The sequence below is a fragment of the Streptomyces sp. NPDC046197 genome (assembly GCF_040646295.1).
Taxonomy (GTDB): Bacteria; Actinomycetota; Actinomycetes; order Streptomycetales; family Streptomycetaceae; genus Streptomyces.
In genome coordinates this window covers 62,031-85,626 of the sequence record NZ_JBEYZY010000015.1, presented here as the reverse complement: position 1 = coordinate 85,626, position 23,596 = coordinate 62,031, and the positions used below count along the sequence as shown (strand labels likewise).

The window sequence follows — 23,596 nt, the reverse complement described above, 5'->3', positions numbered from 1 at the left end:
ATGGACGCCATGGACGCCAAGGGCGAGCCGGTCATATCCCTACGCGGTGTCCGCGCCGAGCTGGGCTCGCGCCCCGTGCTGCGCGGCATCGACCTCACGGTGCACCGCGGTGAGGTCGTCGCGCTGCTCGGCGCCAACGGCTCGGGAAAGTCGACGGCCGTGCGCAGCGTCATCGGCCAGGTGCCCGTCAGCGCCGGCCGGATCGAGGTGTTCGGCACCCCGCAGCGCCGCTTTCGCGACTGGGCGCGGATCGGGTACGTCCCGCAGCGCACCACCGCCGCGTCCGGCGTACCGGCGACGGTGACCGAGATCGTCTCCTCGGGCCGCCTGTCCCGGACCCGCTTCGGCGTCTTCCGCAGCGCCGACCACGCCGCCGTGCGGCACGCCCTGGAGCTGGTCGGCATGGCGGACCGGGCGAAGGACCCGGTCGACGCCCTCTCCGGCGGACAGCACCAGCGGGTGCTGATCGCCCGCGCGCTCGCCGCCGGACCCGAGCTGCTGATCATGGACGAGCCGATGGCCGGCGTCGACCTGGCCAGCCAGGAGGTACTGGCCCGGACGCTCGCGGAACAGGTCTCCCAGGGCACCACGGTCCTGCTGGTGCTGCACGAACTGGGCCCGCTGGAGCCCCTGATCGACCGGGCGGTGGTGCTCCGCGACGGCTGCGTGCTGCACGACGGCCCGCCCCCCAAGGCGGTTGGCCAGCATGCCCTGCCCGGCCACGACCACGTACACCCGCACGACGCCACGGGCGCCGAACCGATCCGCACGGGACTGCTGAGCTGATGGACTTCCTGAACTACGCCTTCATGCAGCGGGCGCTCCTCGCGGCCGTCCTGGTCGGCATCACCGCCCCCGCCGTCGGCATCTACCTGGTGCAGCGCCGCCAGGCCCTGATGGGCGACGGCATCGGTCATGTGGCCATGACGGGTGTCGGCCTCGGCTTCCTGCTCTCCACCTCCCCGGTGTGGATGGCGACGGCCGTCTCCGTCGTCGGTTCGGTGCTGATGGAGCTGATCCGCTGGTACGGCCGCACCCGCGGCGACATCGCCCTCGCGATGCTCTTCTACGGCGGCATGGCTGGCGGCGTGATGTTCATCAACCTCGCGCCCGGCGGCTCCAACGCGAACCTGACCTCGTACCTCTTCGGCTCCCTGTCGACGGTCTCGCAGTCGGACGTCCTGGCGATCTGCCTGCTGGCGGCCTTCGTGGTCCTCGTGACGCTGGGCCTGCGCCGTCAGCTGTTCGCGGTCAGCCAGGACGAGGAGTTCGCGCGGGTGACGGGTCTCCCGGTGCGCGCCCTGAACCTGCTGACGGCGATCACGGCGGCGGTGACGGTGACCGTGGCGATGCGGGTGGTCGGACTGCTGCTGGTCTCGGCGCTCATGGTGGTCCCGGTGGCGGCGGCCCAGCAGCTCAGCCGCAGCTTCGCGGCCACGTTCGCGATCGCCGTCGCGATCGGCGTGAGCGTGACGATCGGCGGCACGATCACCTCGTACTACCAGGACGTGCCGCCCGGCGCGACGATCGTGCTGCTGACCATCGCCGCGTTCGTCGTCCTGACGGCCCTGGCCGCTCCGCTGGCCCGGCGCCGCGCCCGGGCGCTCGCCGCGGCACAGCCCGCCGGGGACCCGGCGGAGTGCGCGATTCCAGCCACTCGGGGGGTCGCCGACGAGGCCGGCGTCTGACCGCGCGCAGCCCGGGCTGGCACAATGGCCCGGCAGGTGCAGACATGAGGAGGCAACCGGTGACGACCGCTGGACCGCCCGTGAAGGGCCGCGCCACCCGGCAGCGTGCCGCTGTGGCGGCGGCCCTGGACGAGGTCGACGAGTTCCGCAGCGCCCAGGAACTGCACGACATGCTCAAGCACAAGGGTGACACGGTCGGACTCACCACGGTCTACCGCACCCTGCAGTCCCTCGCCGAGGCCGGTGAGGTCGACGTCCTGCGCACCTCCGAGGGCGAGTCGGTCTACCGCCGCTGCTCGACCGGCGAGCACCACCACCACCTGGTCTGCCGGGTCTGCGGCAAGGCCGTGGAGGTCGAGGGGCCGGCCGTGGAGAAGTGGGCCGAGGCGATCGCCGCGGAGCACGGATACGTCAATGTCGCCCACACGGTGGAAATCTTCGGCACCTGCGCGGACTGCGCGGGGACCGAGAAGAGCTGAGCGAGCAGGCCTGTCCGGCGGATCAGAGCCGGGTCAGGTTGCGGTCGAGGATCGCGCGCAGCCGGTCCACGTCGGCGGGGCCGGTCAGGCCACGCTTGGGCAGCACGGTGAAGCAGGTGGCGTTCTTGTCGTCGCTGTACATGACGAACAGCTCGCGGGTCTCCCGATAGCGGGGCTGCGCCGCCCAGTTGATCGTGCTGGAGCTGTTGTCGGCGCTCACCGTCAGCCCGGCCTCGGCCACGACCACCCGGAAGACACCGTTGCGCGCGGCGATGCGCTGCACCGCGCGCCCCTGCAACTGAGGCATGAACAGCAGCATCACCGCGGTGAGGGCCGGCCAGATCAGCAGGAACCAGTCCGTCTTCCCGCCGGTCAGCGTGGTGGCGGCCTGCACGGCGGTCAGGGCGAACATCGCGCCTATCGCCCAGTAGCCCCTGCGCCCCGCCCTGCTGAACCGCCGCCGTTCCCGCAGCGCCGATGTGAAGTCCTTTGCGGTCGGCCGGTACTCCAGCCCGACCGTCTCCGGTACGGCATCCCGCCCCATGTTCATGCCCATGACCATGAGGCGGGATCGTACAGTGCGTGACCGGGAGTCGATCACGCGCGCCCGAAGCAGCGCTCCAGCTCGTCGAGGTCGTAGAAGGCGCTGTTCCTGGTGATCGGGCGGCAACCGGCCTTGAACGCGGTCTCCTTCTCGTTGTAGAGCATGCGTACGAGGTAGCGGTCGCCGTTGCGGAAGACGTCCCACTGGATGTTGGCGCCGAGCGGGGCGACACGCGCGCCGCGCCAGGGATTGCCGGCGTGGGTGTAGGGCTCCCCGGGCGTCGCCGGGCGCGTGCTGCCCGGCAGCCGCATCAGGGCGGCCAGCGGGATGATCTCCTCGGCGTGGGTGAAGCGCAGCTCGGCGCCCAGCGTGCTGGTGCCGTCCCGCTTGGCCTCGGCCTGCTTGAAGAAGTCGTCGAGGAGGACGTCGGCCATGCGGTAGGTGATGTCGCTGTCCGCGAAGCTCGGGCCCTTCTCGTAGAAGTCCTCGGCGTCGCTCAGGTACCCGAACCAGGCGGCGTCGCGCGGGGCTAGGTACCGCTCGAAGTGCCGGCCCTCGCCGTCCGGGCTCTCCTCGCTCATGGCGGGGGCGATGGCGTAGAGGTTGTAGACGGCCTGCGCGGCGCCGATGTCGTCCGTGACCGACGCGAACTCCCCGTCGGCGACGCGCTGCACGAAGGCGGGCGCGAAGAGCCTGCCGAGGACACGCCGGGCGGCGCGGTGGGTGGCCGGCTGGTCGGTCACCGCCTTGACGGTGTCCGCCAGCCGCCGGTCGGTGGCGAGCCACTTCCGATAGGCGGCGCCGCCCGCCGACTTGTGGAAGTACAGCAGGTCCTTGTCGACGCGGGCGGGGCCGACCAGCGGCTTGAGCGCCGGGTAGGAGTCGGTCAGGGCGGTGGTGAAGACGGTCCCGCTGTCGACGGCGCGCTCCTGGCCGGAGCTGACGACGTCGATGCCCTCGCCGTTCGCGGCGACGGTGCGGAACAGCCCGGGCAGCCGCTGCTCGAGACGGACGGCGGTGGCCCGAAGCTCGTCCTTTCCGCGCCCGCTGAGAGCGCCGTATCCGACCTTGCCCATGGCGGCCTCGAGCGCCCGCACGTCGGGGCCGAACTCCTCACCGAGCGGCGTGAGCTCTCCGTCCGCCTCGGCCTTGTCCCACAGCCGGAGGATCAGGGCGCCGTCGTCGCCGCCGGTCGCCGCCCGCGACCCGTGCCGGGAGACGTTCTCGGTGAAGACGGGGACGTAGCCGGCCGGGGGCCGCTGGTAGGTGCGGGGGTTCTGCCCGGGCGCGTAGGGGGACTTGGTGCCGTAGCTCTCGTAGTCTCCGTAGTCTCCGTGGCCTCCGTGGCCTCCGTGGCCGGTGGTCCCCTCGTCCGCCGAGGCGGTCAACGGGGTGGCCAGCAGTGCACAGAGGCCGAGGACCAGGGCGGGGGTGAGACGTCTCATGTCGGACCGTTTCGTCGATGCGGGAGACCGGAGCGGAACTCCCGCATCGTCGGCGGCCGTTGTGAACGCCCGGTGACTACGAGGTGGCCTCGTGGCCCTCCATGCCCAGCAGCTCCTCGTTCGGCACGGCGCCGCCGAACCGCCGGTCGCGGGAGGCGAATTCGATGCAGGCCCGCCACAGGTCGCGCCGGTCGAAGTCGGGCCACAGCACGTCCTGGAAGACCATCTCGGCGTAGGCGCTCTGCCAGATCAGGTAGTTGGAGGTGCGCTGTTCGCCGCTCGGCCGCAGGAAGAGGTCCACATCCGGCATGTCCGGGTAGTACAGGTACTTCTGGATGGTCTTCTCGGTGACCTTGGCCGGGTCCAGTCGTCCCGCCCTGACGTCCTCGGCCATGGCCTTGGCCGCGTCGGCGAGCTCGGCCCGTCCGCCGTAGTTCATGCAGAAGTACAGGGTGAGCCGGTCGTTGCCCTTGGTCTGCTCCTGGGCGACCTGGAGCTCCTTGGCGACCGACTTCCACAGCCTGGGCATGCGGCCCACCCAGCGCACACGGATGCCGAGTTCGTCGAGCTGGTCGCGGGTCTTGCGGATGAAGTCGCGGTTGAAGTTCATCAGAAAGCGCACCTCGTCGGGCGAGCGCTTCCAGTTCTCGGTGGAGAAGGCGTACAGGGAGATGCTCTTGACGCCGATCTCGATCGCGCCCTGCAGCACGTCCAGCACGCGCTCGGCGCCGACCTTGTGTCCCTCGGTGCGGGGCAGCCCGCGCTCCTTGGCCCAGCGGCCGTTGCCGTCCATGACGATCGCGACGTGGTTGGGGACGAGTTCGCCCGGAAGCTTGGGCGCTCGGGCACCGGAGGGGTGCGGCTCGGGCGCCCGGTACTCGCGGCGCTGGCGTCCCAGGAATCCGCGTACGGCCATCTGCTTGTCGTCTCCTCGTGCTTGTTTCAGGACTTCTCTACGTACCGCAGGGAGCGCAGCCCGCGCTCCAGATGCCAGTGCAGGTAGGCGGACACCAGCCCGCTGCCCTCCCGGACGTACCGCGGCTCGCACGCGTCCGCGGTCTCCCAGTCTCCCGTGAGCAGCGCGCCGAGCAGTTCCAGGGCCTGCGGCGAGGGTACGACGCTGCCGGGCACCCGGCAGTCGGCGCAGACGGAGCCTCCGGAGGCCACCGAGAAGAACCGGTTCGGCCCGGGCATGCCGCACCTGGCGCAGTCGCTGAAGCTCGGCGCGTAGCCGTTGACGGCCAGCGACCGCAGCAGGAAGGCGTCGAGCACCAGGTGCGGTGCGTGCTCGCCGCGGGCGAGGGTGCGCAGGCCCCCGACGAGCAGCAGGTACTGCTGCACCGCCGGTTCGCCCTCGTGGTCGGTGAAGCGCTCGGCCGTCTCCAGCATGGCGGTCCCGGCGGTGTACCGCGCGTAGTCCGCGACGATCCCGCCGCCGTAGGGGGCGATGGTCTCGCTCTGCGTGCACAGCGGCAGCCCGCGGCCGACCAGGTCGCTGCCCCGGGCGAAGAACTGCACGTCGACGTGCGAGAACGGCTCCAGCCGCGCCCCGAACTTCGACTTGGTCCGCCGCACCCCGCGCGCCACAGCCCGGACCCTGCCGTGGCCGCGTGTGAGCAGCGTGATGATCCGGTCCGCCTCACCCAGCTTCTGGGTGCGCAGCACGATGCCGTCGTCGCGGAACAGACTCATGACGCCCATTCTCGCCTACGACGCCCCGGCTCCGGGCCGGGTGTCCCCGCGCCGGCGATACCGCCGCCGATGACCAGAGCCCACTTCGTCATGCCGTCTCCCCTGGTGGACACCCGGGTCCTCTGAAAGACTTCTCTCGACGCTCGACCAACTTGACAGTCGAGACGGTTTTAGCTTGCTAGTCGAGGTACTTGAATGCCAAGGGAATCTCTGGAAGAGCTGCGCGCCCGGCTCGGCGAGGAGTCGCAGGGGTACCAGGCCGCGGTCGACGCGGTGGACGAGGCCGCCGCCGTGCGCCTCGGCGTCAACCGGACCGACCTGCGGTGCCTGGAGATCCTGCTCGGGCAGGAAAGCGTGGCCCCGAGCAGGCTCGGCGGCGCGCTGGGCCTCACCACCGGCAGCGTCACCGCCATGCTCGACCGCCTGGAGCGCCTCGGCTACCTGACCCGGACGCCCGACCCCGACGACCGGCGCCGGACACAGGTCCGCATCACACCGGAGGCGGCCCGTCTGGCCTGGGAGATCTACGGGCCCATCGCCGAGGAGGGCGCCGCCGAGACCGCCTCCTACACCGCCGAGGAGCTCGCCACGATCCTGGACTACCTGCGCCGCGGCCGGGCCCTGCAGGAGCGCCACCGCGCCCGGATCGAGGCCATGGCACCGGCACGCGGCCGCGACGGCGGTGAGCCGGGCGAAGCACGGGGCCGCGGCCGCCGGTGAGCCGGGCGCAGCACGCGGCCGCGGCCGGCGGTGAGCCGGGCCGCCAGGGGGTGTCGTTTGGATCACCGCGGGTCCGCCACGCCTGGCACGGCACCTCGCCGCGTCGTCGCGTCACCCGAGTACGTCCAGTACGCGGGTCATGCTCCGCCTTGCGATGCACCGCACCACGCGCCGCGGCCTGATCCGCGCTGATCCAAACGACACCCCCTAGCCGGCCGACACCAGCCCCGCCTCGTACGCCATGATCACCAGCTGGACGCGGTCCCGTGCGTCCAGCTTGGTCAGCAGGCGGGTCAGGTACGTCTTCGCGGTCGCCACGCTGATGCACAGCTCGGCGGCTATCTCCGCATTGGACAGACCGCTGCCGACCAGGGTCAGGACCTCGCGTTCCCGGTCCGTGATCCCGGACAGCTCGCGGCGCGGCCGGGCCGGTCCGGGGCGGCCGGCGAAGTCCTGGATCAGGCGGCGGGTGACGCTCGGGGCGATCAGGGCGTCCCCGGCGGCCACCACCCGTACCGCCCCGATGATGTCGTCCAGCGCCATGTCCTTGACCAGGAACCCGGACGCGCCCGCGCGCAGCGCCCCGTACACGTACTCGTCGTCGTCGAAGGTCGTCAGGACCACCGTGCGCGCGTCCGTCGTGCCCCGGGTGATCCGGCGCGTCGCCTCCAGGCCGTCCATGCCGGGCATCCGGATGTCCATCACCACCACGTCCGGGCGCAGTTCCTCGGTCAGGGACACGGCCTGCGCGCCGGTGGCCGCCTCGCCGACCACCTCCAGCCCCTCGATGTCGGCCATCACCATGCGCAGGGCGGTACGGATCAGCTGCTGGTCGTCGGCGAGGACCACCCGGACCGTCACCGGACACCCGCCGGTACCGGCAGCCGTGCCGCCACCCGGAAGCCGCCCTCCGGACGGGGCGCGGCGGTGAAGTCCCCGTGCAGCAGCGCCACCCGCTCACGCATCCCGGCGAGGCCGAACCCCGTGTCCGTCGACGTGCCGTGGCCCCGGCCCTCGTCCATGATCTCCAGGGCGAGTTCGTCGTCGCCGTAGTCCACGGTCACCCGGCACGCGTCCGTACCCGAGTGCCGTACCACGTTGGTGACCGACTCCTGGACGATACGGAACGCCGACAGGTCGATGTCCGGGGGCAGTTGGCGCGGCACGCCACGGCGTCTCACCTCCACGCGCACGCCCGCCGCCGTCGTCGCGGCGGCCAGCCGGTCGACGTCGTCCAGACCGGCGGGCCACACGGCCGGGTCCGCGCCGTCCCCGTGGCCGGCGTCGGCCGCCCGCAGCACCACCAGCATCCGCCGCAGCCCCGCCAGCGTCTCCCGGCCCGTCGTCTCCACCGCGCGCATCGCCTCGCGCGCCGCCTGCGGCTGGGTCGCCGCCACCCGGGCCGCGGCGCCCGCCTGGAGGGCGATGATGCCGATGCTGTGGGCCACCGTGTCGTGCATCTCCCGGGCGATGCGCAGCCGTTCGGCCGTCACCGCCTGCGCCGCCGTCCGCGCGCTCATCCGCTCGGCGTGCTCGCGGGCCTGGTGCGCGGAGTTGCCGAGCAGCCAGCCGATCACCGTCACCAGGGCCACGGCCAGCTCGGCCGACATGCCGACGTCCCACCGGCACAGCATCCGCCCCGCGATGTACGCGACCAGCGTGCCGACCCCCATGGCCAGGGCGGCGGTCGCGGTGCGGCGCGGCCGGGTGGCCGCGATGAAGTACAGCGCCAGAACGGTCGTGAGGTACTGCGCCATCGGCAGTTCGCCCACGCCGAGCGTGGTCGTCTCGACGACCGAGGCCAGGATCAGCAGGGTGAGGCAGGCCAGCGGCCGCCGGTGCAGCAGCCGAGCGCCCGCAAGCACCAACGCGGCCGCCACCGCGTGGAACAGCAGGCCGTCCCAGCGGTACAGCTGGGCCGCCGGCCAGTTCTGCGGCTCCGTCTCGCCGGGCAGCCGGAACGTGGTCAGGAGCGTGAACAGCGTGCTCGCGCACCAGACCAGCGCGATCCACGCGCTCGACGGCACGCGTTTGAGCAGGGGCAGCGGCGACGTGGCGGGCATGCCGTGATCGTAGGTGCGGGGCCCGGCGGCGGTCATCGGACCGCGGACGTACAACCACGGTCGACTGTGGCCCGCGGCGAATGTCAGCGGCGGCCCGATGCCCCGCGACGGCCGGCCGCGCGACCGTGGTCCTCGTGATCGAAGTCAACCAACTCACCAAGCGCTACGGCGACACCACCGCCGTCAACGAGCTGTCCTTCACCGTACGCCCCGGCCGGGTCACCGGCTTCCTCGGCCCGAACGGCGCGGGCAAGACCACCACCCTGCGGATGCTGCTCGGCCTCGTCGAACCGACCGCCGGCACCGCGACCGTGGGCGGCCACGCCGTCCGCCGGCATCCGCGCGCGCTGCACCACGTCGGTGCCCTCCTCGACGCCGGGGACGTGCACGGCGGCCGTTCCGCGCGGGCGCATCTGGGGGCGCTGGCCCGCGGCAACGGCATCGCGGCCCGCCGGGTGGACGAGGTCCTGACCGAGGTGGGGCTCGCCGGTGCCGCGGCCCGGCGCCGGGTCGGCGGGTACTCACTCGGCATGAGGCAGCGCCTGGGGATCGCCGCCGCGCTGCTCGGCGACCCACCGGTCCTGCTCTTCGACGAACCGCTCAACGGGCTCGATCCGGAGGGCGTGTTGTGGGTGCGGCGGCTCTTCAGGAAGCTGGCCGCCGAGGGCCGCACCGTCTTCGTCTCCAGCCACCTGATGTCCGAGATGGAGCACACCGCCGACGAGTTGATCGTCATCGGCCGGGGCGAGCTGATAGCGGCCGAGAGCCTCGCCGAGTTCGCCGCGCGCGGCACCCGGCCCACCGTGACCGTACGGTCGCCCGACGCGGCCGCGCTCGCCGACCTGCTGAGCGCCGAGGGAGCGGCCGTGGCCCCGTACGACGAGCAGACGCTGAAGGTCACGGGGCTCAGCTCCGACCGGGTCGGCGAGATCGCCTTCGCACACCGCCTGCTGCTGCGGGAGCTGGCCACCGAGGCCGCCTCCCTGGAGACGGCCTTCATGGAACTGACCGCCGACAGCGTCGAGTACCTCGCCGGAGAGCCCCGATGACCACGACCGTCGCCCTGCCCGCCACCCGCTTCACGGACCTGCTGGCCGCCGAGTGGCTCAAGCTCCGCTCCCTGCGCTCCACTTACTGGGCGCTCGGCGCCGGCGCCCTAGCCGTCATCGCCCTCAACACCAACGCGGCCCGCGCCGACTACGCCAACTACCCGCACTACGGCGCGGTCATCCAGACCCACTTCGTCTCCTGGGCGCTGCGCGACGCCTTCACCCAAGGCGCGGCCATGACGATGCTGCTCGTCACGGCCAGCATCGGCGCGATCACGATCGTCGGGGAGTACTCGACCGGCCTGATCCGTACGACGTTCGCGGCCGTCCCGGACCGGCGGGCGCTGATGACCGCGAAGGTGCTCGTCGTGACCGCCGTCATGACGGTGTACGGGGCGGTAGTCGCGGGCGCCTCCTTCGCCGCGACACAGGCCGTCCTCGACGGCCGGGGCCAGGGTGTGCCGATCTCCCACCCCGGCGCGCTGCGCGTGGTCGCGGCGTCGGCGCTCCTCGCTCCGGTGTGCGCGCTGGTCGGCATGGCGCTGGGCGCGCTGATCCGGCACAGCGCGACCACCATGGTCCTCATCACGTTCGTCCTGCTGTTCCTACCCACCTTCGTCACCGACCGCTACCACTGGACGGCCTGCCTCAGGAACGCCCTGCCCTTCAACGCCTGGGTCCGCCTCGTCGACATCGAGTACGGCCACGACCCCTTCACGCTGGTGCCACGCTGGCCGACGACCGTGACCGGCGGCTGGCTCGTGTTCGGCGCGTGGGCGGTGGTGGCGGCAGCCGTCACGGTGGTCGCCGTGGACCGGCGGGACGTGTGAGGGACGCTCAGCGCCGCTCACGGCACCTCACCGCGGCTGCGGGCGTTGGCGTACGCCGTGGCCGCGCTGAGCCGCTCGGCCGGGGTCGCGGCCCGCACCAGCTCCGGCGCACAGTCCCACTCGCGGCCGCCGCCGAGGGGCCGCAACTGTACGTACGGCCCCTCGCGCCCCATGACGACCCCGACCCGGCCCGTCGCGGTGTCCACGGCGTACGAGCCCAGGGGCGGCCGGACCGCGCTCATCGCAGGACCGCGGCGAGCCGGGCGGCCGTCTCCACGGAGCAGCGCCCCAGCTCGACGAGCGGACAGGGAGCCTCGCGGGCGAGCCCCGCCGGGTCCAGCCGCAGCGAGGGCAGGGTGATTCCGGCCTTTTCGAGTGCGGTCCGCAAATCGACGAGGATTTCCTCCGCCTCCTCGACGCAGACCGCCGAGTGGACCGGGTTCCGTGCTGCCACTGTTCGCTTCCTTCCCTTTCTGCGATTTCTCCGATTCGGCGAAGTGTTCACGCTTCGCAGCCCCAAGGTGACGCTCCGCCCCTACACTCCGGAAGGGGCTCGGGCCCTACAAGCACGGGGCAGCACAAGGGGGTTGGCGATGGCCAACGGTTCACGCCAGGCGGCGTGGGAGTTCTTCGGCGCGGAACTCAAGCGGCGACGGGAGGACGCGGCGCTGACGCAGGTGGAGCTGGGGGCGCGGGTCTTCGTCTCCGGCGGCTATATCGGCCAGTTCGAACAGGCGATCAGGAAACCGCAGTTGGACGTGGCCCAGCGAATCGACGTCGTACTGCAAACCGACGGTATTTTCGAGCGGCTGTGCAGGAAGCTGATTGACGATCCGCGGTATGCGGATTACTTCGCCCACGTCGTGGAGCTGGAGCGGCTGGCCACGAGAATCTGCGAGTTCGCGCCGACGGTGGTTCCGGGCCTGTTGCAGACGGACGCGTACGCACGGGCGGTCACGATCGCCGCGAACCCGTTCAAGACGGACGCCTACGTCGACGAGATCGTCAGCGCACGCCTGGAACGGTCACGGATCCTCGACGACGCCGCACGGCCCGAGTACTGGGTGACCCTCCACGAGAACGTACTGCGTATCCCGGTGGGCGGCCCGCAGGCCATGGCGGCCCAACTGGAGCGGATCACACGGCTGACGCGCGAGCGCACAGCGGTGGTGACAGTGCTGCCGTACGCGGCCGGGGCACACGCGGCCATGAACGGGGCACTCAAACTCATGGAGTTCGAGGACGCGCCCCCGGTCGCCTATACAGAGACGTCGTTTTCGGGAACGCTGGTGGACGATCCGGCCGTGGTGAAGCGCGCGTACCGCGCATACGATCTGCTAAGGGTCGCCACGCTGTCGCCGGAGGCGTCCCTGGCCCTGGTCGAATCGGCGGCGGAGGACTTCAGACGATGCGTGAGTACGACCTGACCAACGCCCGCTGGTACAAGAGCAGCTACAGCAACGGCGAGGGCGGCGACTGCGTCGAGGTCGCGTACGACTTCCCCGGCGCCGCCCGCTGGCGCAAGAGCAGCTACAGCGACGGCAACGGCGGCAGCTGCGTCGAGGTCGCCGACGGAGTCCCCGGCGTCGTGCCCGTCCGGGACAGCAAGGTGCCGGACGGTGCCGTGCTGGTGATCGCGGGACCCGCGTGGGCCGAGTTCGTGGGTGCCCTGGGGGCGTCCCGCCTTCAGGAGCCTTGATGGCATTCCCCGCGTCCAGTGATCCCGGGGCCGTCAGCGGCCCCCGGTCGAACCGGTCACCGCTGTTCACCGGGATCGTCCCGCCCGTCTGCACCCCCCTGACACCGGAACGCGAGGTGGACGTCCCCTCGCTGCTCAGGCTGGTCGACCATCTGGTGGCGGGCGGGGTGCACGCGCTGTTCCTGCTCGGGTCCACCTCGGAGGCCGCCTTCCTGACCGACCGGCAGCGCCGGCAGGTGGTGGACGCGGTCGTCGGCCATGTCGCCGGACAGCTGCCGGTCCTGGCCGGGGCGATCGACATGAGCGCGCCCCGCGTCCTCGACCACGTCGCCTCGGTGACCGCGGCCGGTGCGCAGGCCGTCGTGGTCACCGCCCCCTTCTACGCCCGCACCCACCCGGCGGAGATCAGCCGCCACTACCGGGCGGTAGCGGCCCGCAGCCCGGTTCCGGTGCTCGCCTACGACATCCCGGTGTCGGTGCACACCAAACTCCCCGCCGGCCTGGTCCTGGAGCTCGCCGCCGAGGGCGTCCTGGCGGGCCTGAAGGACTCCAGCGGTGATCTGGGCGCCTTCCGTGAGGTCGTCACCGGCATCCGGGCCTTCCCCGGCGCCACCGGCTTCAGTGTGCTGACCGGCTCCGAACTCGTCGTCGACGCCGCCCTGGCGCTGGGTGCCGACGGGGCGGTGCCCGGCCTCGCCAACGTCGACCCGCACGGCTACGTCCGTCTTCACCGCCTGTGCCGGGCGGGCGACCAGGAGGCCGCCCGGTCCGAGCAGGAGCGCCTGTGCGCCCTGTTCGGCCTGGTCGGCGTCGGCGCCCCGGCCCGGATGGGCGCCGGCTCCTCGGCGCTGGGCGCGTTCAAGGCGGCGCTGCACCTGCGGGGCGTCATCGACTGCCCGGTCACGGCGGAACCGCAGATCCCGCTGTCGCGCGAGGAGGTCGAGCAGGTGGGGAAGTTCCTGGCCGCTGCCGGACTGCTCTAGTGCCCCGGCACTAGAGACCGTTCACGGGCAGCCGCCGGAACTCGATCCTCTCGTACGGACCGCTCGCGCCGGTCTCGTAGAGGACGCCGACCGTCTGCGGGTTCACCGGGACGAGATCGGAGTAGGCGGCGGGCCGCCGTGACAGGGTGAGCGCTCTGGAGAAGGTCCGTCCGCCGTCCGTGCTGCGCCACAGCGCCATGGCCCTGCGCGCGGTGGGCACGGACGGCGCGCAGAACAGCAGCGGGGCACCACGGCCGGGCAGTTGCAGGACGCTGCCCTCGACCACTGGCACGTCGTCCAGGGTGGCCTGGACGGCGTAGGGACGGTCCAGGGTCTCGCCGCCGTCGCGGGAGTAGCTGTCGAGACGGTTGCCGCGACTGCTGCCGTTCTGGTTGCGGGCGCTGAGGTACAGGCGGCCGTCGGGAAGCTGGGCGAGGGCCGACTCGTTGGCGTTGTCCACGCCGTCGTAGGTGTCGTCGACGAAACCGAGGTGCCAGGTGCGCCCGCCGTCGTCGCTGTAGATCGCGTGGGCGCCGTAGTACCTGGCCTCCCGCCCGGTGTCCGGGGAACCCCGGGGCGGGGCGGCGGAGTGGTCGGCCGGAACCACCAGCCGGCCCGCGTGCGGGCCCCGGGTGAGGGCCACGGCGTGCCCGGGCCCGGTGGCGTACCAGCGCCAGTTCCTCGGCTTCACCGCGCCGGTGATCTCGCGTGGCGCCGTGAAGTGGCGCCCGTCGTCGGAGCTGCGCTGCACGAAGACGCGCCGGCCCTGCCGGGGCGCGACCTCGCCGCGCATGATCTGCGCCTCGGTCACCCCGCCGCCGTTGTAGGAGGTCACCAGCACCACCGCCCCGGTCCGCGGATCGACCACCGGCGCCGGGTTGCCCCGGGTGTCCCCGTTCCCGGCGGCGACCACCCGCGGCGGGCCCCAGGTGCAGCCGCCGTCGGTGGACCGCCTGAGGACGACGTCGATGTTCCCGGTGTCACCGGCACCGGCCTGCCGTCCTTCGGCGAAGGCGAGGACGGTGCCCCGGCGGGTGGTGACGGCGGCCGGGATCCGGTACGTGGCGTAGCCGCCCCCGCCCGAGACGTACGGCACGGAGGACGCGCAGCCGGGGGCCGCCGAGGCCGCGTGCACCGCGCCGAAGGCGGTGGGAAGGGCGGTGGTGAGAAGCACGGTGCTGAGAAGGACGGTGGTGGCCAGGAGGCTGCGGCTCAACGGGCTCCGGCTCGGGAAGGGCATCGCTCTGCCTCACGGAGTGGCGGACACTGACCTGTCCGTCCCATGCTCTCCGGCTCCACCGCTCCGGGCGCGCGGACCGGCACCCGCTCACCGGTCCCGGTGACTACGAGGGCGTACCGGTGACTACGACGGCGTCCCGGCACAGACGAAGGCGTCCCAGCGCCGACGAAGGCGTCCCAGCGCCGACGGCGGCGTCCCGGCGCAGACGAAGGCGTCCCAGCGCCGACGGCGGCGTCCCGGTGACTACGACGGCGTCCCGGCACAGACGAAGGCGTCCCAGCGCCGACGAAGGCGTCCCAGCGCCGACGGCGGCGTCCCAGCGCAGACGAAGGCGTCCCGGTGACTACGACGGCGTCCCGGCGCAGACGAAGGCATCCCGGTGACTACGACGGCGTCCGCGCCGCCGCCAGCAGGCGGGTCACGTCGTCGGTGCAGATGGTGAGGGCGGCGCCCACGGTCGCGAGGGCCTCGCGCTCGGCGGGCGTGTAGGGGCCGTCGGCCAGGGCGATGCGGGCGGCCTGGAGGAGGATCGATTCGCGGCCGGCGGGGGCGAGGTGCGGGGCCAGCGGATCGAGGGCCTCGTGCAGCTCTATGGCCAGGCTCGCGCTGCACGGCGGGTCGTCGTGCACGCGCCCGGTGTCCGCGGCCAGCGCCTCGACCAGCGCGGCGAGCTGTTCCTCGGTGCAGTCGTCGAACCCGGCCGCGCGGACCGTGGTCGCGGCGGTGTCCAGCGCCGTGCGGGAGCAGGTGCCGCCCGCGGCCAGCACCGCCAGGGCGACGGTGTGCACGGCGTCGCGGAGCATCGCGGAGAAGCGGGTGGTGGTGGGGTGGTCGAGGACGTCGGTGCCGAAGTGGTGCCCGCAGGCGGCGCACTCGACGGCCGGCCCGGTCACCCCGCGGGGCAGCAGGGGCACGCCGAGGACGGTGAAGCGCCGGCGTCCGCTCAGGCGCTGGTAGTTGCGGTCGCCGCCGCAGCCGGGGCAGAAGAACTCGCCGTCGCCGACGGCCGTCCATGTGGTCCGGGTGCCCAGTACGCGCGCACGTGGGGCAGCACGGCCGTCTCGTCCCCGTCCAGGCAGCACGTCGCACCTCCGTAACCCCGCGGCAGCGTCGCCGCGCTGGCGTGATGTTAGCCACATTGATGAGGCGGAGTCAGCACCCCGGACGAGACCTTTCCGTGACCTCCAGGGCCCCTTGGCCGGTATACGACGGGGTCCCGCCCGCCGGAGAGCGGCGGACGGGACCCGAAAAGGCCGGTCAGGGAGGTCAGCGGGCGGCGCGGTTGACCGCCGAGACGACCGCCTTCAGCGACGCACGTGTCGTGTTCGCATCGATGCCGATACCCCACAGCACCTTGTCCTCGATGGCGCACTCGATGTAGGAGGCGGCCTGGGCGGAGGCGCCCTCGCTCATCGTGTGCTCCTGGTAGTCGAGCAGGCGTACGTCGATGCCGATGGACTGCAGGGCGTCGAAGAAGGCCGAGATCGGACCGTTGCCGGTGCCGGTCAGGACGGTGTCCTCGCCGTCGACCGTCGCCTCGACGGTGAGCGTGTCCACGCCGTCGGTGTCGGTGGTCGACTGGCCGGTCCGCACCTGGATGCGGCCCCAGGCGTTGTCGGGGTTGGGCAGGTACTCGTCCTGGAAGACCGCCCAGATCTCCTTCGGCGTGACCTCGCCGCCCTCGGCGTCCGTCTTCGCCTGGATGATCTTCGAGAACTCGATCTGCATCCGGCGCGGCAGCTCCAGCTTGTGGTCGTTCTTCAGGACGTAGGCCACACCGCCCTTGCCGGACTGCGAGTTGACCCGGATGACCGCCTCGTAGGAGCGGCCGACGTCCTTGGGGTCGATGGGCAGGTACGGCACCGCCCACTCGATGTCGTCGACCGTGACGCCCTTGGCCCTGGCGTCGGCCTCCATGGCGTCGAAGCCCTTCTTGATGGCGTCCTGGTGGGAGCCGGAGAAGGACGTGTAGACCAGGTCGCCCACGTACGGGTGGCGCGGGTGGACCTCCATCTGGTTGCAGTACTCCCACGTACGACGGATCTCGTCGATGTCGGAGAAGTCGATCTGCGGGTCGACGCCCTGCGAGAACAGGTTCATGCCCAGGGTGACCAGGTCGACGTTGCCGGTGCGCTCGCCCTGCCCGAACAGGCAGCCCTCGACGCGGTCGGCGCCCGCCATCAGCGCCAGCTCGGCGGCGGCGACGGCCGTGCCGCGGTCGTTGTGCGGGTGGATGGACAGGCAGACGTGCTCGCGGCGGGAGAGGTTGCGGTGCATCCACTCGAAGCGGTCCGCGTGCGTGGACGGCGTCGAACGCTCCACGGTGGCGGGCAGGTTGAGGATGATCTCGCGGCCCGGGCCGGGCTGCCAGACGTCCATGACCGCCTCGCAGACCTCCAGCGCGAAGTCCAGCTCGGTGTCGGTGAAGATCTCGGGGCTGTACTGGTAGCCGAACTCCGTCTCGCCGGCCTCGGAGCCCAGCAGCTTCTCCGCGTACTCCATCACCAGCCGGGTGCCGTCGACGGCGATCTGCTTGATGTCGTCCTTGGAGCCGCGGAAGACGACCCGGCGGAAGACGGGGGCGGTGGCGTTGTAGAGGTGGACGTTGGCGCGCCGGGCGCCCTTCAGGGACTCCACCGTCCGCTCGATCAGGTCCTCGCGGGCCTGGGTCAGTACGGAGATCGTCACGTCGTCCGGGATCGCGCCCTCTTCCTCGATGATCGAGCGCACGAAGTCGTAGTCGGTCTGGCCGGAGGCGGGGAAGCCGACCTCGATCTCCTTGTAGCCCAGCCTGACCAGCAGGTCGAACATGGCGCGCTTGCGGGCGGGCGACATGGGGTCGATCAGGGCCTGGTTGCCGTCGCGCAGGTCGGTGGAGAGCCAGCGGGGAGCGACCGTGATCCGGTTGTCCGGCCAGGTGCGGTCCGGGATGTCGACCTGGTCGTACCGGCCGTACTTGTGGATCGGCATGGAACTGGGCTGCTGGCGGTTCGCCATGATTGCGTGGGCTCCTCGAAGTGTCCGCGGGTCCGCGGGTCCGGAAGGACGGCCGACGGCGCAACGCCAAACTCCGCGGGGAGGGGGTCGGCCTCGACTACAGGCCCTCGCCGCGGCAGCTAAGGAGAAGCAGCCCGAAATGCATGATGCTGCGCAGCCTAGCCGAGCCGCACCCGACACGGGGGCCCGTTCCAGTATGCGAAACCCCCGAGGAGAAAACAGGTGCAGCCGGGACAAAGAGTGCGCCATATCACTCTGCGGGACCCTCCTACCACTTCACCGGAGGTCAATGGTCCACTTGCCCCGATATTTCACCAATCATGGTTGCCCGTAGTGACAGCGAAATAACACAGTGCAATGGTGCGTCCATGACGACCAACGGGGGCTTCGAGCCCGTCTTCTGCACCATCGTGCCGCCCCATGTCCTGGACCGCCTCGCGCGGCAGGAGGACCCGGCGCTCGCCCATCCCGCCCGCCGCACCCTGGAGCGCGACGCCTACGAGCGCACCCACCGCCGCCTGACCACGGTCATCGGCGCACCGTCCGTCGCCCCGCCCGCGGCGGCCGAGCCAGGAAAGCCGCACCGCACGATCTACGACGCCCGGCACGGCACGGACCTGCCCGGCAGCAAGGTCCGCAACGAGGGGGACAAGGACAACAGCGACGCGACGGTCAACCGCGCCTACGACGGCCTCGGCGCCACCTTCGAGCTGTACCTGAAGGCCTACGAACGCGACTCGATCGACGGCAACGGCCTGCCGCTGGACGCCAGCATCCACTACGACCAGCAGTACAACAACGCCTTCTGGAACGGCCAGCAGATGGTGTTCGGCGACGGCGACGGCGAGATCTTCCTCGACTTCACCATCCCGATCGACGTCATCGGCCACGAGCTGACCCACGGCGTCACCCAGTACAGCGCCAACCTGACCTACTTCGGCCAGTCCGGCGCCCTCAACGAGTCGATCTCCGACGTCTTCGGCTCGCTGATCAAGCAGTACTCGCTCGGGCAGACCGCCGCCGAGGCCGACTGGCTGATCGGCGCCGGGCTGCTGGCCCCGCGGGTGACGGGCAAGGCGCTGCGCTCGATGAAGGCACCGGGCACGGCGTACGACGACGACGTCCTCGGCAAGGACCCGCAGCCGGCGACGATGGACGACTTCGTGCGCACCGGCCGCGACAACGGCGGTGTTCACATCAACTCCGGCATCCCCAACCACGCCTTCTACCTGGTGGCCACCGCCCTCGGCGGCCACGCCTGGGAGAAGGCCGGGCAGGTCTGGTACGACGTGCTCACCGGCGGCCGGCTGAAGCAGGACGCGCTGTTCACGGACTTCGCCACGCTCACCGTCGCGGCGGCCCGGGAGCGCTACGGCGCCGGCGAGGAACTGGAGGCGGTGAGCAAGGCCTGGGAGCAGGTGGGGGTGCGCACGCTGTAGATCCGTACTAGAGATAGGTCCCATGCGTATTCAGGTGACGCGCACGGGCGGCTTCGCGGGCATCGAGCGGCACGCCGAGGTGGACACCTCGGGGCGGCCCGATGCCCACGAGTGGCAGGTCCTGGCCCGGCAGGCGCTGGCCGCGGGTCAGGACACGCCGCCGATCGGGGTGCCGGACGGTTTCGGTTACGAGATCACCGTGGACGGCAGGACCGTCTACGCGGCGGATCCCGGGCTGACGGACGAGCAGCGCAGGCTCGTCTCCCGGGTCCTGAAGGAGGGCGCGTGAGCCCGCCCCGGGGATCCCCCGCTTCCGGGTAACTACCGGTTCGCGCCCGGGCGTTGACTTCTGTTACCGGCGGTACGGATGATCCGCGCATGGCGACGAACCCGATACCTCAGTTCCCGGCCGGCTTCCTGTGGGGCGTGTCGACCTCGGCCCACCAGATCGAGGGCGCGGCGGACCGGCGGGAGCCGTCCGTGTGGGACGCGTTCACGGCCGAGCCGGGCCGGGTGAAGGACGGCTCGACCGCGGCGGTGGCCTGCGACCACTACCACCGTCACCGCGAGGACGTGACGCTCCTGGCCGGCCTCGGCGTGGACGCGTACCGCTTCTCGATCTCCTGGCCGCGGGTGAACTCCCCCGGCGGCCTCGGCTTCTACGACCGTCTGGTGGACGAGCTGTGCGCGGTGGGCGTCAGGCCGGTGCCGACGCTGTTCCACTGGGACCTGCCGCTCGCCGTGCACGAGCGGGGCGGCTGGCGGGAGCGGGACACGGCGGCGCGGTTCGCCGAGTACGTGTCGGCCGTGGCCGGCCGCCTCGGCGACCGGGTCACCAAGTGGATCACCCTCAACGAACCCGCCGAGCACACGCTGCTCGGCCATGCGCTCGGCATCCACGCCCCCGGCGAGCGGCTCCTCTTCGACGCCCTCCCGGTCGCCCACCACCAGCTGCTGGCCCACGGCCTGGCGGTCCGGGCGCTGCGCGCGGCCGGGGCCGCGGACATCGGCATCGCCAACTCGCACGGCCCGACGTGGCCGGCCTCCCGGGAACCGGCCGACGTGGAGGCGGCCGAGTTCTACGACGTCCTGCTCAACCGGCTGTTCTGCGATCCGCTGCTGCTGGGGCACTACCCCGAGGGCATCGGTGAACTGCTGCCGGGCGGCCCCGCGGACATCGAGGCCGACCTCGAGGTGATCGCCGAGCCGCTCGACTGGTACGGCATCAACTACTACGCCCCCGTCAGGGTGGGCGCCCCCACCGGCACCGAGATCGAACTCGGCGGACTGACCCTCCCGGCCGGGCTCCCCTTCTCGCTGCGGCAGATCAAGGGCTGCCCGGTGACCGACTTCGGCTGGCCCGTGGTGCCCGAGGGGCTGACCGAACTGCTCACCGGCTTCCGGCGGCGCTACGCCGACCGGCTCCCGCCCGTCGTCATCACCGAGAACGGCTGCTCCTACGAGGGGCTGGACGACCAGGACCGCATCGCCTACCTGGACGGGCACCTGCGCGCCCTGCACCGGGCGGTGGCGGCGGGCGTGGACGTGCGCGGCTACTTCGTCTGGTCGCTGCTGGACAACTTCGAGTGGGCGGAGGGGTACGCGCGCCGGTTCGGGCTGGTCCACGTGGACCATGCGACGCAGCAGCGGACACCGAAGGCGTCGTACGCCTGGTTCCGGGACGTGCTGCGGGCACAGAGATGACGGCGGCCGACGCGGTGCCGTCCCCGCCGGCCGCCCTCGCCGAGCCCGTCGCACGCGTCGGCCGCGGCTGGACGGCCGCGCTGGCGCTCGCCAACGGGGCGATCTGGGTGGGCTGGTACGGCCCGCTGCAGATCCTGCTCGCCTCCCAGGCCAAGGGCTTCGCGCCGGGCTCCGGCATGTCGAAGGAGACGATGCTGGCCTGGGTCACCGGCGCGGGCGCCGCGGTGTCCCTGGTGGCGAACCCGCTCTTCGGCGCGCTGTCGGACCGTACGACGGCACGGTGGGGCCGCCGCACCCCCTGGATCGTGGCCGGGACGGCCGGCGGGGCGCTGTCGCTGCTGCTGCTCGCGGGCGCCGGCGGGGTGGGGACGATGGCGGCCGGCTGGTGCCTGGCACAGCTGACCCTGAACGCCGCGTTCGCGGCGGTGACGGCGGCGGTGCCGGACCGGGTGCCGCGGCGCCAGCGGGGCTCGGTGGGCGGCTGGCTGGGGGCGGCGCAGATCCTCGGGGTGGTCGGCGGGACGGGCCTGGCGACGGCGGCCGGCGGGACCCGGGCCGGCTACCTGGCCTGCGCGGTGTTCACGGTGCTGGGCGTGCTGCCCTACGTCGTGGGCCACGCGGACCTGCGGCTGGCGGCGGCGGACCGTCCGGCGTGGTCCTGGCACGGCTTCCTCGCGGGCTTCTGGCTCAGCCCGCGCCGCCACCCCGACCTGGGCTGGGCCTGGCTGACCCGGTTCCTGATCAACCTCAGCAACGCGTTGGTGCTGCTCTACCTCCTCTACTACCTGCGCGACCGCCTCCACTACCCCGACCCCGACCGGGGCGTGCTGATCCTCACGGCCGTCAACGGGGTCACGCTGCTGGCCACGGTGGTGGCCGGCGGCCTGTGGTCGGACCGGGTGGGCCGCCGCAAGCCGTTCGTCGTCTGGTCGGGCGTGCTGATGGCGGTGGCGACGGCGGCGCTGTCGGGCCGGCAGACCTGGCCGGGCGCGATCGTGGCGGCCGCGGTGCTGGGCGTGGGGTTCGGGGTGTTCACCTCGGTGGACCTCGCGCTGATGACGGACGTCCTGCCGAAGGCACTGGACCGGGGCAAGGACCTCGGCGTCATCAACGTGGCCAACGCCCTGCCCCAGGTGGCCGCCCCGGCGCTGGCCGCGCCGCTGGTGACGTATCTGGGCGGCTACCGGGTGCTGTACCTGGTGGCGGCGGTGATCGGGCTGGCGGGGGCGCTGCTGGTGGGCCGGATCCGCGGGGTGGACTGACGGGCGGACCAGATCCCCGCCAGGGGGCCGGTTCCGTCGGGCGGTGCGCCTTGGCCGGGCAGTTGGGCACCGAGGTACGAAAAGCCCTTCGGCCTTGTCACTGCCGCGTCGTACCCTGGACATCGCGAGGCCGCCCTCAGCTGTGCGGCCATGACGAGGAGGAACCGCAGGCCTTCAGCGCCGGCCCATGACTCAGACACCCACAGCTCACACCCCCGCGCAGGGGCAGGCGAGAACACAGATCACCGTCCCCGCCCAGCACCCGATGGTGATGGTGCTGGGTTCGGGCGACTCCCTGCTGCGCGTGATCGAGACGGCCTTCCCGGGGGTGGACATCCACGTCCGGGGCAACGAGATCAGCGCGGTCGGCGATCCGGTGGAGGTCGCCCTGATCCAGCGCCTGTTCGCAGAGATGATGCTGGTGCTCCGCACCGGGCAGCCGATGACGGAGGACGCAGTGGAACGCTCGATCGCCATGCTCCGGGCGAGCGACAACGGCGAGGGCGACGGGCCGGAGACCCCGGCCGAGGTACTGACGCAGAACATCCTGTCCTCGCGGGGCCGGACCATCCGCCCCAAGACCCTCAACCAGAAGCGGTACGTCGACGCGATCGACAAGCACACGATCGTCTTCGGCATCGGTCCCGCAGGTACCGGCAAGACCTACCTCGCCATGGCCAAGGCGGTGCAGGCCCTGCAGTCCAAGCAGGTCAACCGCATCATCCTGACCCGCCCGGCGGTGGAGGCGGGAGAGCGCCTGGGCTTCCTGCCCGGCACGCTGTACGAGAAGATCGACCCGTATCTGCGCCCGCTCTACGACGCGCTGCACGACATGCTCGACCCCGACTCGATCCCGAGGCTCATGGCCGCGGGCACGATCGAGGTCGCCCCGCTGGCGTACATGCGCGGCCGTACGCTCAACGACGCCTTCATCATCCTGGACGAGGCCCAGAACACGAGCCCCGAGCAGATGAAGATGTTCCTCACCCGCCTCGGCTTCGACTCGAAGATCGTGATCACGGGTGACGTGACCCAGGTGGACCTGCCGAACGGCACCAAGTCCGGTCTGCGCCAGGTCCAGGAGATCCTGGAGGGCGTCGAGGACGTCCACTTCTCCCGTCTGTCGTCCCACGACGTCGTACGGCACAAGCTGGTGGGCCGTATCGTCGACGCGTACGAGAGGTACGACATCAAGAACGGCACCCACAAGGGCGGCCGCGGCAAGGCCGTCCACGGGCACAAGGGGAAGTAGACCAGCACGACCATGTCGATCGACGTCAACAACGAGTCCGGAACCGAGGTCGACGAGCAGGCGATCCTCGACATCGCCCGCTACGCACTCGCGCGGATGCGCATCCACCCGCTCTCCGAACTCTCGGTGATCGTCGTGGACGCCGACGCCATGGAGCAGCTGCACGTCCAGTGGATGGATCTGCCGGGGCCGACGGACGTCATGTCCTTCCCGATGGACGAGCTGCGCCCGCCGTCCAAGGACGACGACGAGCCCCCGCAGGGCCTCCTCGGCGACATCGTGCTGTGCCCCGAGGTCGCCGCGAAGCAGGGCGCGGATGCCCCGACGCAGCACACCATGGACGAGGAGCTGCAGCTGCTCACCGTCCACGGCGTGCTGCACCTGCTCGGTTACGACCACGAGGAACCGGACGAGAAGGCCGAGATGTTCGGCCTGCAGGCCGCCATCGTCGACGGCTGGCGCGCGGAGCGGGGCATGACCGGCCCGTCCCCGGCCCCGACGGTCTCGTAA

26 protein-coding genes are annotated in these 23,596 nt (G+C 71.8%); 15 read left to right on the top strand and 11 right to left on the bottom strand.

Annotated features, from left to right (window positions below):
• From AB0A61_RS22020 to AB0A61_RS22010, 3 genes are read left to right on the top strand one after another with little or no spacing between them, the layout of a single operon-like run.
• A complete protein-coding gene (locus AB0A61_RS22020; protein WP_361294579.1) occupies positions 1–786 on the top strand; it encodes a metal ABC transporter ATP-binding protein in 786 nt (261 codons plus the stop codon).
• Complete coding sequence (locus AB0A61_RS22015) at positions 786–1,688, top strand: metal ABC transporter permease (RefSeq protein WP_361294576.1); 903 nt, start codon at positions 786–788, stop codon at positions 1,686–1,688. The genes AB0A61_RS22020 and AB0A61_RS22015 overlap by 1 nt, the downstream gene beginning before the upstream one ends.
• Positions 1,689–1,747: 59 nt before the next feature.
• Entirely contained in the window at positions 1,748–2,167 is a 420-nt protein-coding gene (locus AB0A61_RS22010) for a transcriptional repressor (protein WP_361294573.1), read from the top strand.
• A 22-nt stretch (positions 2,168–2,189) separates the two neighbouring features.
• Here AB0A61_RS22010 and AB0A61_RS22005 read toward each other — a convergent pair whose 3' ends face one another.
• The 4 genes from AB0A61_RS22005 to recO form a co-directional block, all read right to left on the bottom strand.
• A complete protein-coding gene (locus AB0A61_RS22005) occupies positions 2,190–2,729 on the bottom strand; it encodes a YcxB family protein (protein ID WP_361294570.1) in 540 nt (179 codons plus the stop codon).
• 35 nt (positions 2,730–2,764) lie between these two features.
• Positions 2,765–4,156 carry a histidine-type phosphatase gene (locus AB0A61_RS22000; protein WP_361294567.1) on the bottom strand — a complete coding sequence of 464 codons (1,392 nt, stop codon included), beginning with the start codon at positions 4,154–4,156 and terminating at the stop codon, positions 2,765–2,767.
• A gap of 76 nt (positions 4,157–4,232) precedes the next feature.
• A complete protein-coding gene (locus tag AB0A61_RS21995; RefSeq protein WP_361294564.1) occupies positions 4,233–5,072 on the bottom strand; it encodes an isoprenyl transferase in 840 nt (279 codons plus the stop codon).
• 26 nt (positions 5,073–5,098) lie between these two features.
• Positions 5,099–5,848 (bottom strand): DNA repair protein RecO, encoded by a 750-nt coding sequence (gene recO, locus AB0A61_RS21990; protein ID WP_361294561.1) that lies wholly within the window; start codon positions 5,846–5,848, stop codon positions 5,099–5,101.
• A gap of 195 nt (positions 5,849–6,043) precedes the next feature.
• Between recO and AB0A61_RS21985 the strand changes: the two genes are divergently transcribed.
• Positions 6,044–6,568, top strand: coding sequence for a MarR family transcriptional regulator (locus AB0A61_RS21985; RefSeq protein WP_361294558.1), 525 nt, complete (start codon positions 6,044–6,046; stop codon positions 6,566–6,568).
• Between the two features lie 207 nt (positions 6,569–6,775).
• Here AB0A61_RS21985 and AB0A61_RS21980 read toward each other — a convergent pair whose 3' ends face one another.
• Both AB0A61_RS21980 and AB0A61_RS21975 read right to left on the bottom strand, forming a co-directional pair.
• Positions 6,776–7,429 carry a response regulator transcription factor gene (locus tag AB0A61_RS21980; protein ID WP_361294555.1) on the bottom strand — a complete coding sequence of 218 codons (654 nt, stop codon included), beginning with the start codon at positions 7,427–7,429 and terminating at the stop codon, positions 6,776–6,778.
• Positions 7,426–8,631: a sensor histidine kinase gene (locus AB0A61_RS21975; RefSeq protein ID WP_361294552.1), complete on the bottom strand. Its 1,206-nt coding sequence runs from the start codon at positions 8,629–8,631 to the stop codon at positions 7,426–7,428. Before AB0A61_RS21975 ends, AB0A61_RS21980 begins: the two co-directional genes overlap by 4 nt.
• Before the next feature lie 134 nt (positions 8,632–8,765).
• On the opposite strand from AB0A61_RS21975, the gene AB0A61_RS21970 reads away from it, so the two are divergent.
• Together AB0A61_RS21970 and AB0A61_RS21965 are read left to right on the top strand one after the other, a co-directional pair.
• Positions 8,766–9,680, top strand: a complete 915-nt coding sequence (locus AB0A61_RS21970; protein ID WP_361294549.1) for an ATP-binding cassette domain-containing protein — start codon at positions 8,766–8,768, stop codon at positions 9,678–9,680.
• A complete protein-coding gene (locus AB0A61_RS21965) occupies positions 9,677–10,510 on the top strand; it encodes an ABC transporter permease (protein ID WP_361294547.1) in 834 nt (277 codons plus the stop codon). Before AB0A61_RS21970 ends, AB0A61_RS21965 begins: the two co-directional genes overlap by 4 nt.
• 17 nt (positions 10,511–10,527) lie before the next feature.
• On the opposite strand, the gene AB0A61_RS21960 is transcribed toward AB0A61_RS21965, so the two are convergent.
• Together AB0A61_RS21960 and AB0A61_RS21955 are read right to left on the bottom strand one after the other, a co-directional pair.
• A complete protein-coding gene (locus AB0A61_RS21960) occupies positions 10,528–10,752 on the bottom strand; it encodes a hypothetical protein (protein ID WP_361294544.1) in 225 nt (74 codons plus the stop codon).
• Positions 10,749–10,964 (bottom strand): hypothetical protein, encoded by a 216-nt coding sequence (locus AB0A61_RS21955; protein WP_361294542.1) that lies wholly within the window; start codon positions 10,962–10,964, stop codon positions 10,749–10,751. The genes AB0A61_RS21960 and AB0A61_RS21955 overlap by 4 nt, the downstream gene beginning before the upstream one ends.
• A gap of 139 nt (positions 10,965–11,103) precedes the next feature.
• Here AB0A61_RS21955 and AB0A61_RS21950 point away from each other — a divergent pair, with 139 nt between their 5' ends.
• Genes AB0A61_RS21950 through AB0A61_RS21940 form a run of 3 tightly spaced genes read left to right on the top strand, consistent with a single transcriptional unit; the run spans position 11,104 to position 13,192 of the window.
• Positions 11,104–11,937, top strand: a complete 834-nt coding sequence (locus AB0A61_RS21950; RefSeq protein WP_361294539.1) for a helix-turn-helix transcriptional regulator — start codon at positions 11,104–11,106, stop codon at positions 11,935–11,937.
• Entirely contained in the window at positions 11,919–12,209 is a 291-nt protein-coding gene (locus AB0A61_RS21945; RefSeq protein ID WP_361294536.1) for a DUF397 domain-containing protein, read from the top strand. The genes AB0A61_RS21950 and AB0A61_RS21945 overlap by 19 nt, the downstream gene beginning before the upstream one ends.
• Positions 12,209–13,192: a dihydrodipicolinate synthase family protein gene (locus tag AB0A61_RS21940; RefSeq protein WP_361294533.1), complete on the top strand. Its 984-nt coding sequence runs from the start codon at positions 12,209–12,211 to the stop codon at positions 13,190–13,192. Before AB0A61_RS21945 ends, AB0A61_RS21940 begins: the two co-directional genes overlap by 1 nt.
• Positions 13,193–13,202: 10 nt before the next feature.
• On the opposite strand, the gene AB0A61_RS21935 is transcribed toward AB0A61_RS21940, so the two are convergent.
• From AB0A61_RS21935 to leuA, 3 genes are all read right to left on the bottom strand, one after another.
• Positions 13,203–14,432 carry a sialidase family protein gene (locus AB0A61_RS21935; RefSeq protein WP_361294530.1) on the bottom strand — a complete coding sequence of 410 codons (1,230 nt, stop codon included), beginning with the start codon at positions 14,430–14,432 and terminating at the stop codon, positions 13,203–13,205.
• Between the two features lie 383 nt (positions 14,433–14,815).
• A complete protein-coding gene (locus AB0A61_RS21930) occupies positions 14,816–15,514 on the bottom strand; it encodes a TerB family tellurite resistance protein (protein WP_361294527.1) in 699 nt (232 codons plus the stop codon).
• 184 nt (positions 15,515–15,698) lie between these two features.
• On the bottom strand, positions 15,699–17,429 hold the full coding sequence (gene leuA / locus AB0A61_RS21925) for a 2-isopropylmalate synthase (protein WP_361294524.1): 1,731 nt from the start codon (positions 17,427–17,429) through the stop codon (positions 15,699–15,701).
• Positions 17,430–17,797: 368 nt separating this feature from the next.
• On the opposite strand from leuA, the gene AB0A61_RS21920 reads away from it, so the two are divergent.
• The 6 genes from AB0A61_RS21920 to ybeY all read left to right on the top strand — a co-directional run bounded on the left by AB0A61_RS21920 (position 17,798) and on the right by ybeY (position 23,596).
• Positions 17,798–18,868, top strand: a complete 1,071-nt coding sequence (locus AB0A61_RS21920) for a M4 family metallopeptidase (RefSeq protein ID WP_361294521.1) — start codon at positions 17,798–17,800, stop codon at positions 18,866–18,868.
• 22 nt (positions 18,869–18,890) lie between these two features.
• Positions 18,891–19,157, top strand: a complete 267-nt coding sequence (locus tag AB0A61_RS21915) for a protealysin inhibitor emfourin (RefSeq protein WP_361294518.1) — start codon at positions 18,891–18,893, stop codon at positions 19,155–19,157.
• An 89-nt stretch (positions 19,158–19,246) separates the two neighbouring features.
• Positions 19,247–20,572: a GH1 family beta-glucosidase gene (locus tag AB0A61_RS21910; RefSeq protein WP_361294516.1), complete on the top strand. Its 1,326-nt coding sequence runs from the start codon at positions 19,247–19,249 to the stop codon at positions 20,570–20,572.
• The gene (locus AB0A61_RS21905) at positions 20,569–21,834 is read left to right on the top strand and encodes an MFS transporter (protein WP_361294513.1); all 1,266 of its coding nucleotides are present in this window, start codon (positions 20,569–20,571) and stop codon (positions 21,832–21,834) included. The genes AB0A61_RS21910 and AB0A61_RS21905 overlap by 4 nt, the downstream gene beginning before the upstream one ends.
• Positions 21,835–22,021: 187 nt before the next feature.
• Positions 22,022–23,086: a PhoH family protein gene (locus tag AB0A61_RS21900; protein ID WP_361294510.1), complete on the top strand. Its 1,065-nt coding sequence runs from the start codon at positions 22,022–22,024 to the stop codon at positions 23,084–23,086.
• 12 nt (positions 23,087–23,098) lie between these two features.
• Positions 23,099–23,596 (top strand): rRNA maturation RNase YbeY, encoded by a 498-nt coding sequence (ybeY, locus tag AB0A61_RS21895; protein ID WP_361294507.1) that lies wholly within the window; start codon positions 23,099–23,101, stop codon positions 23,594–23,596.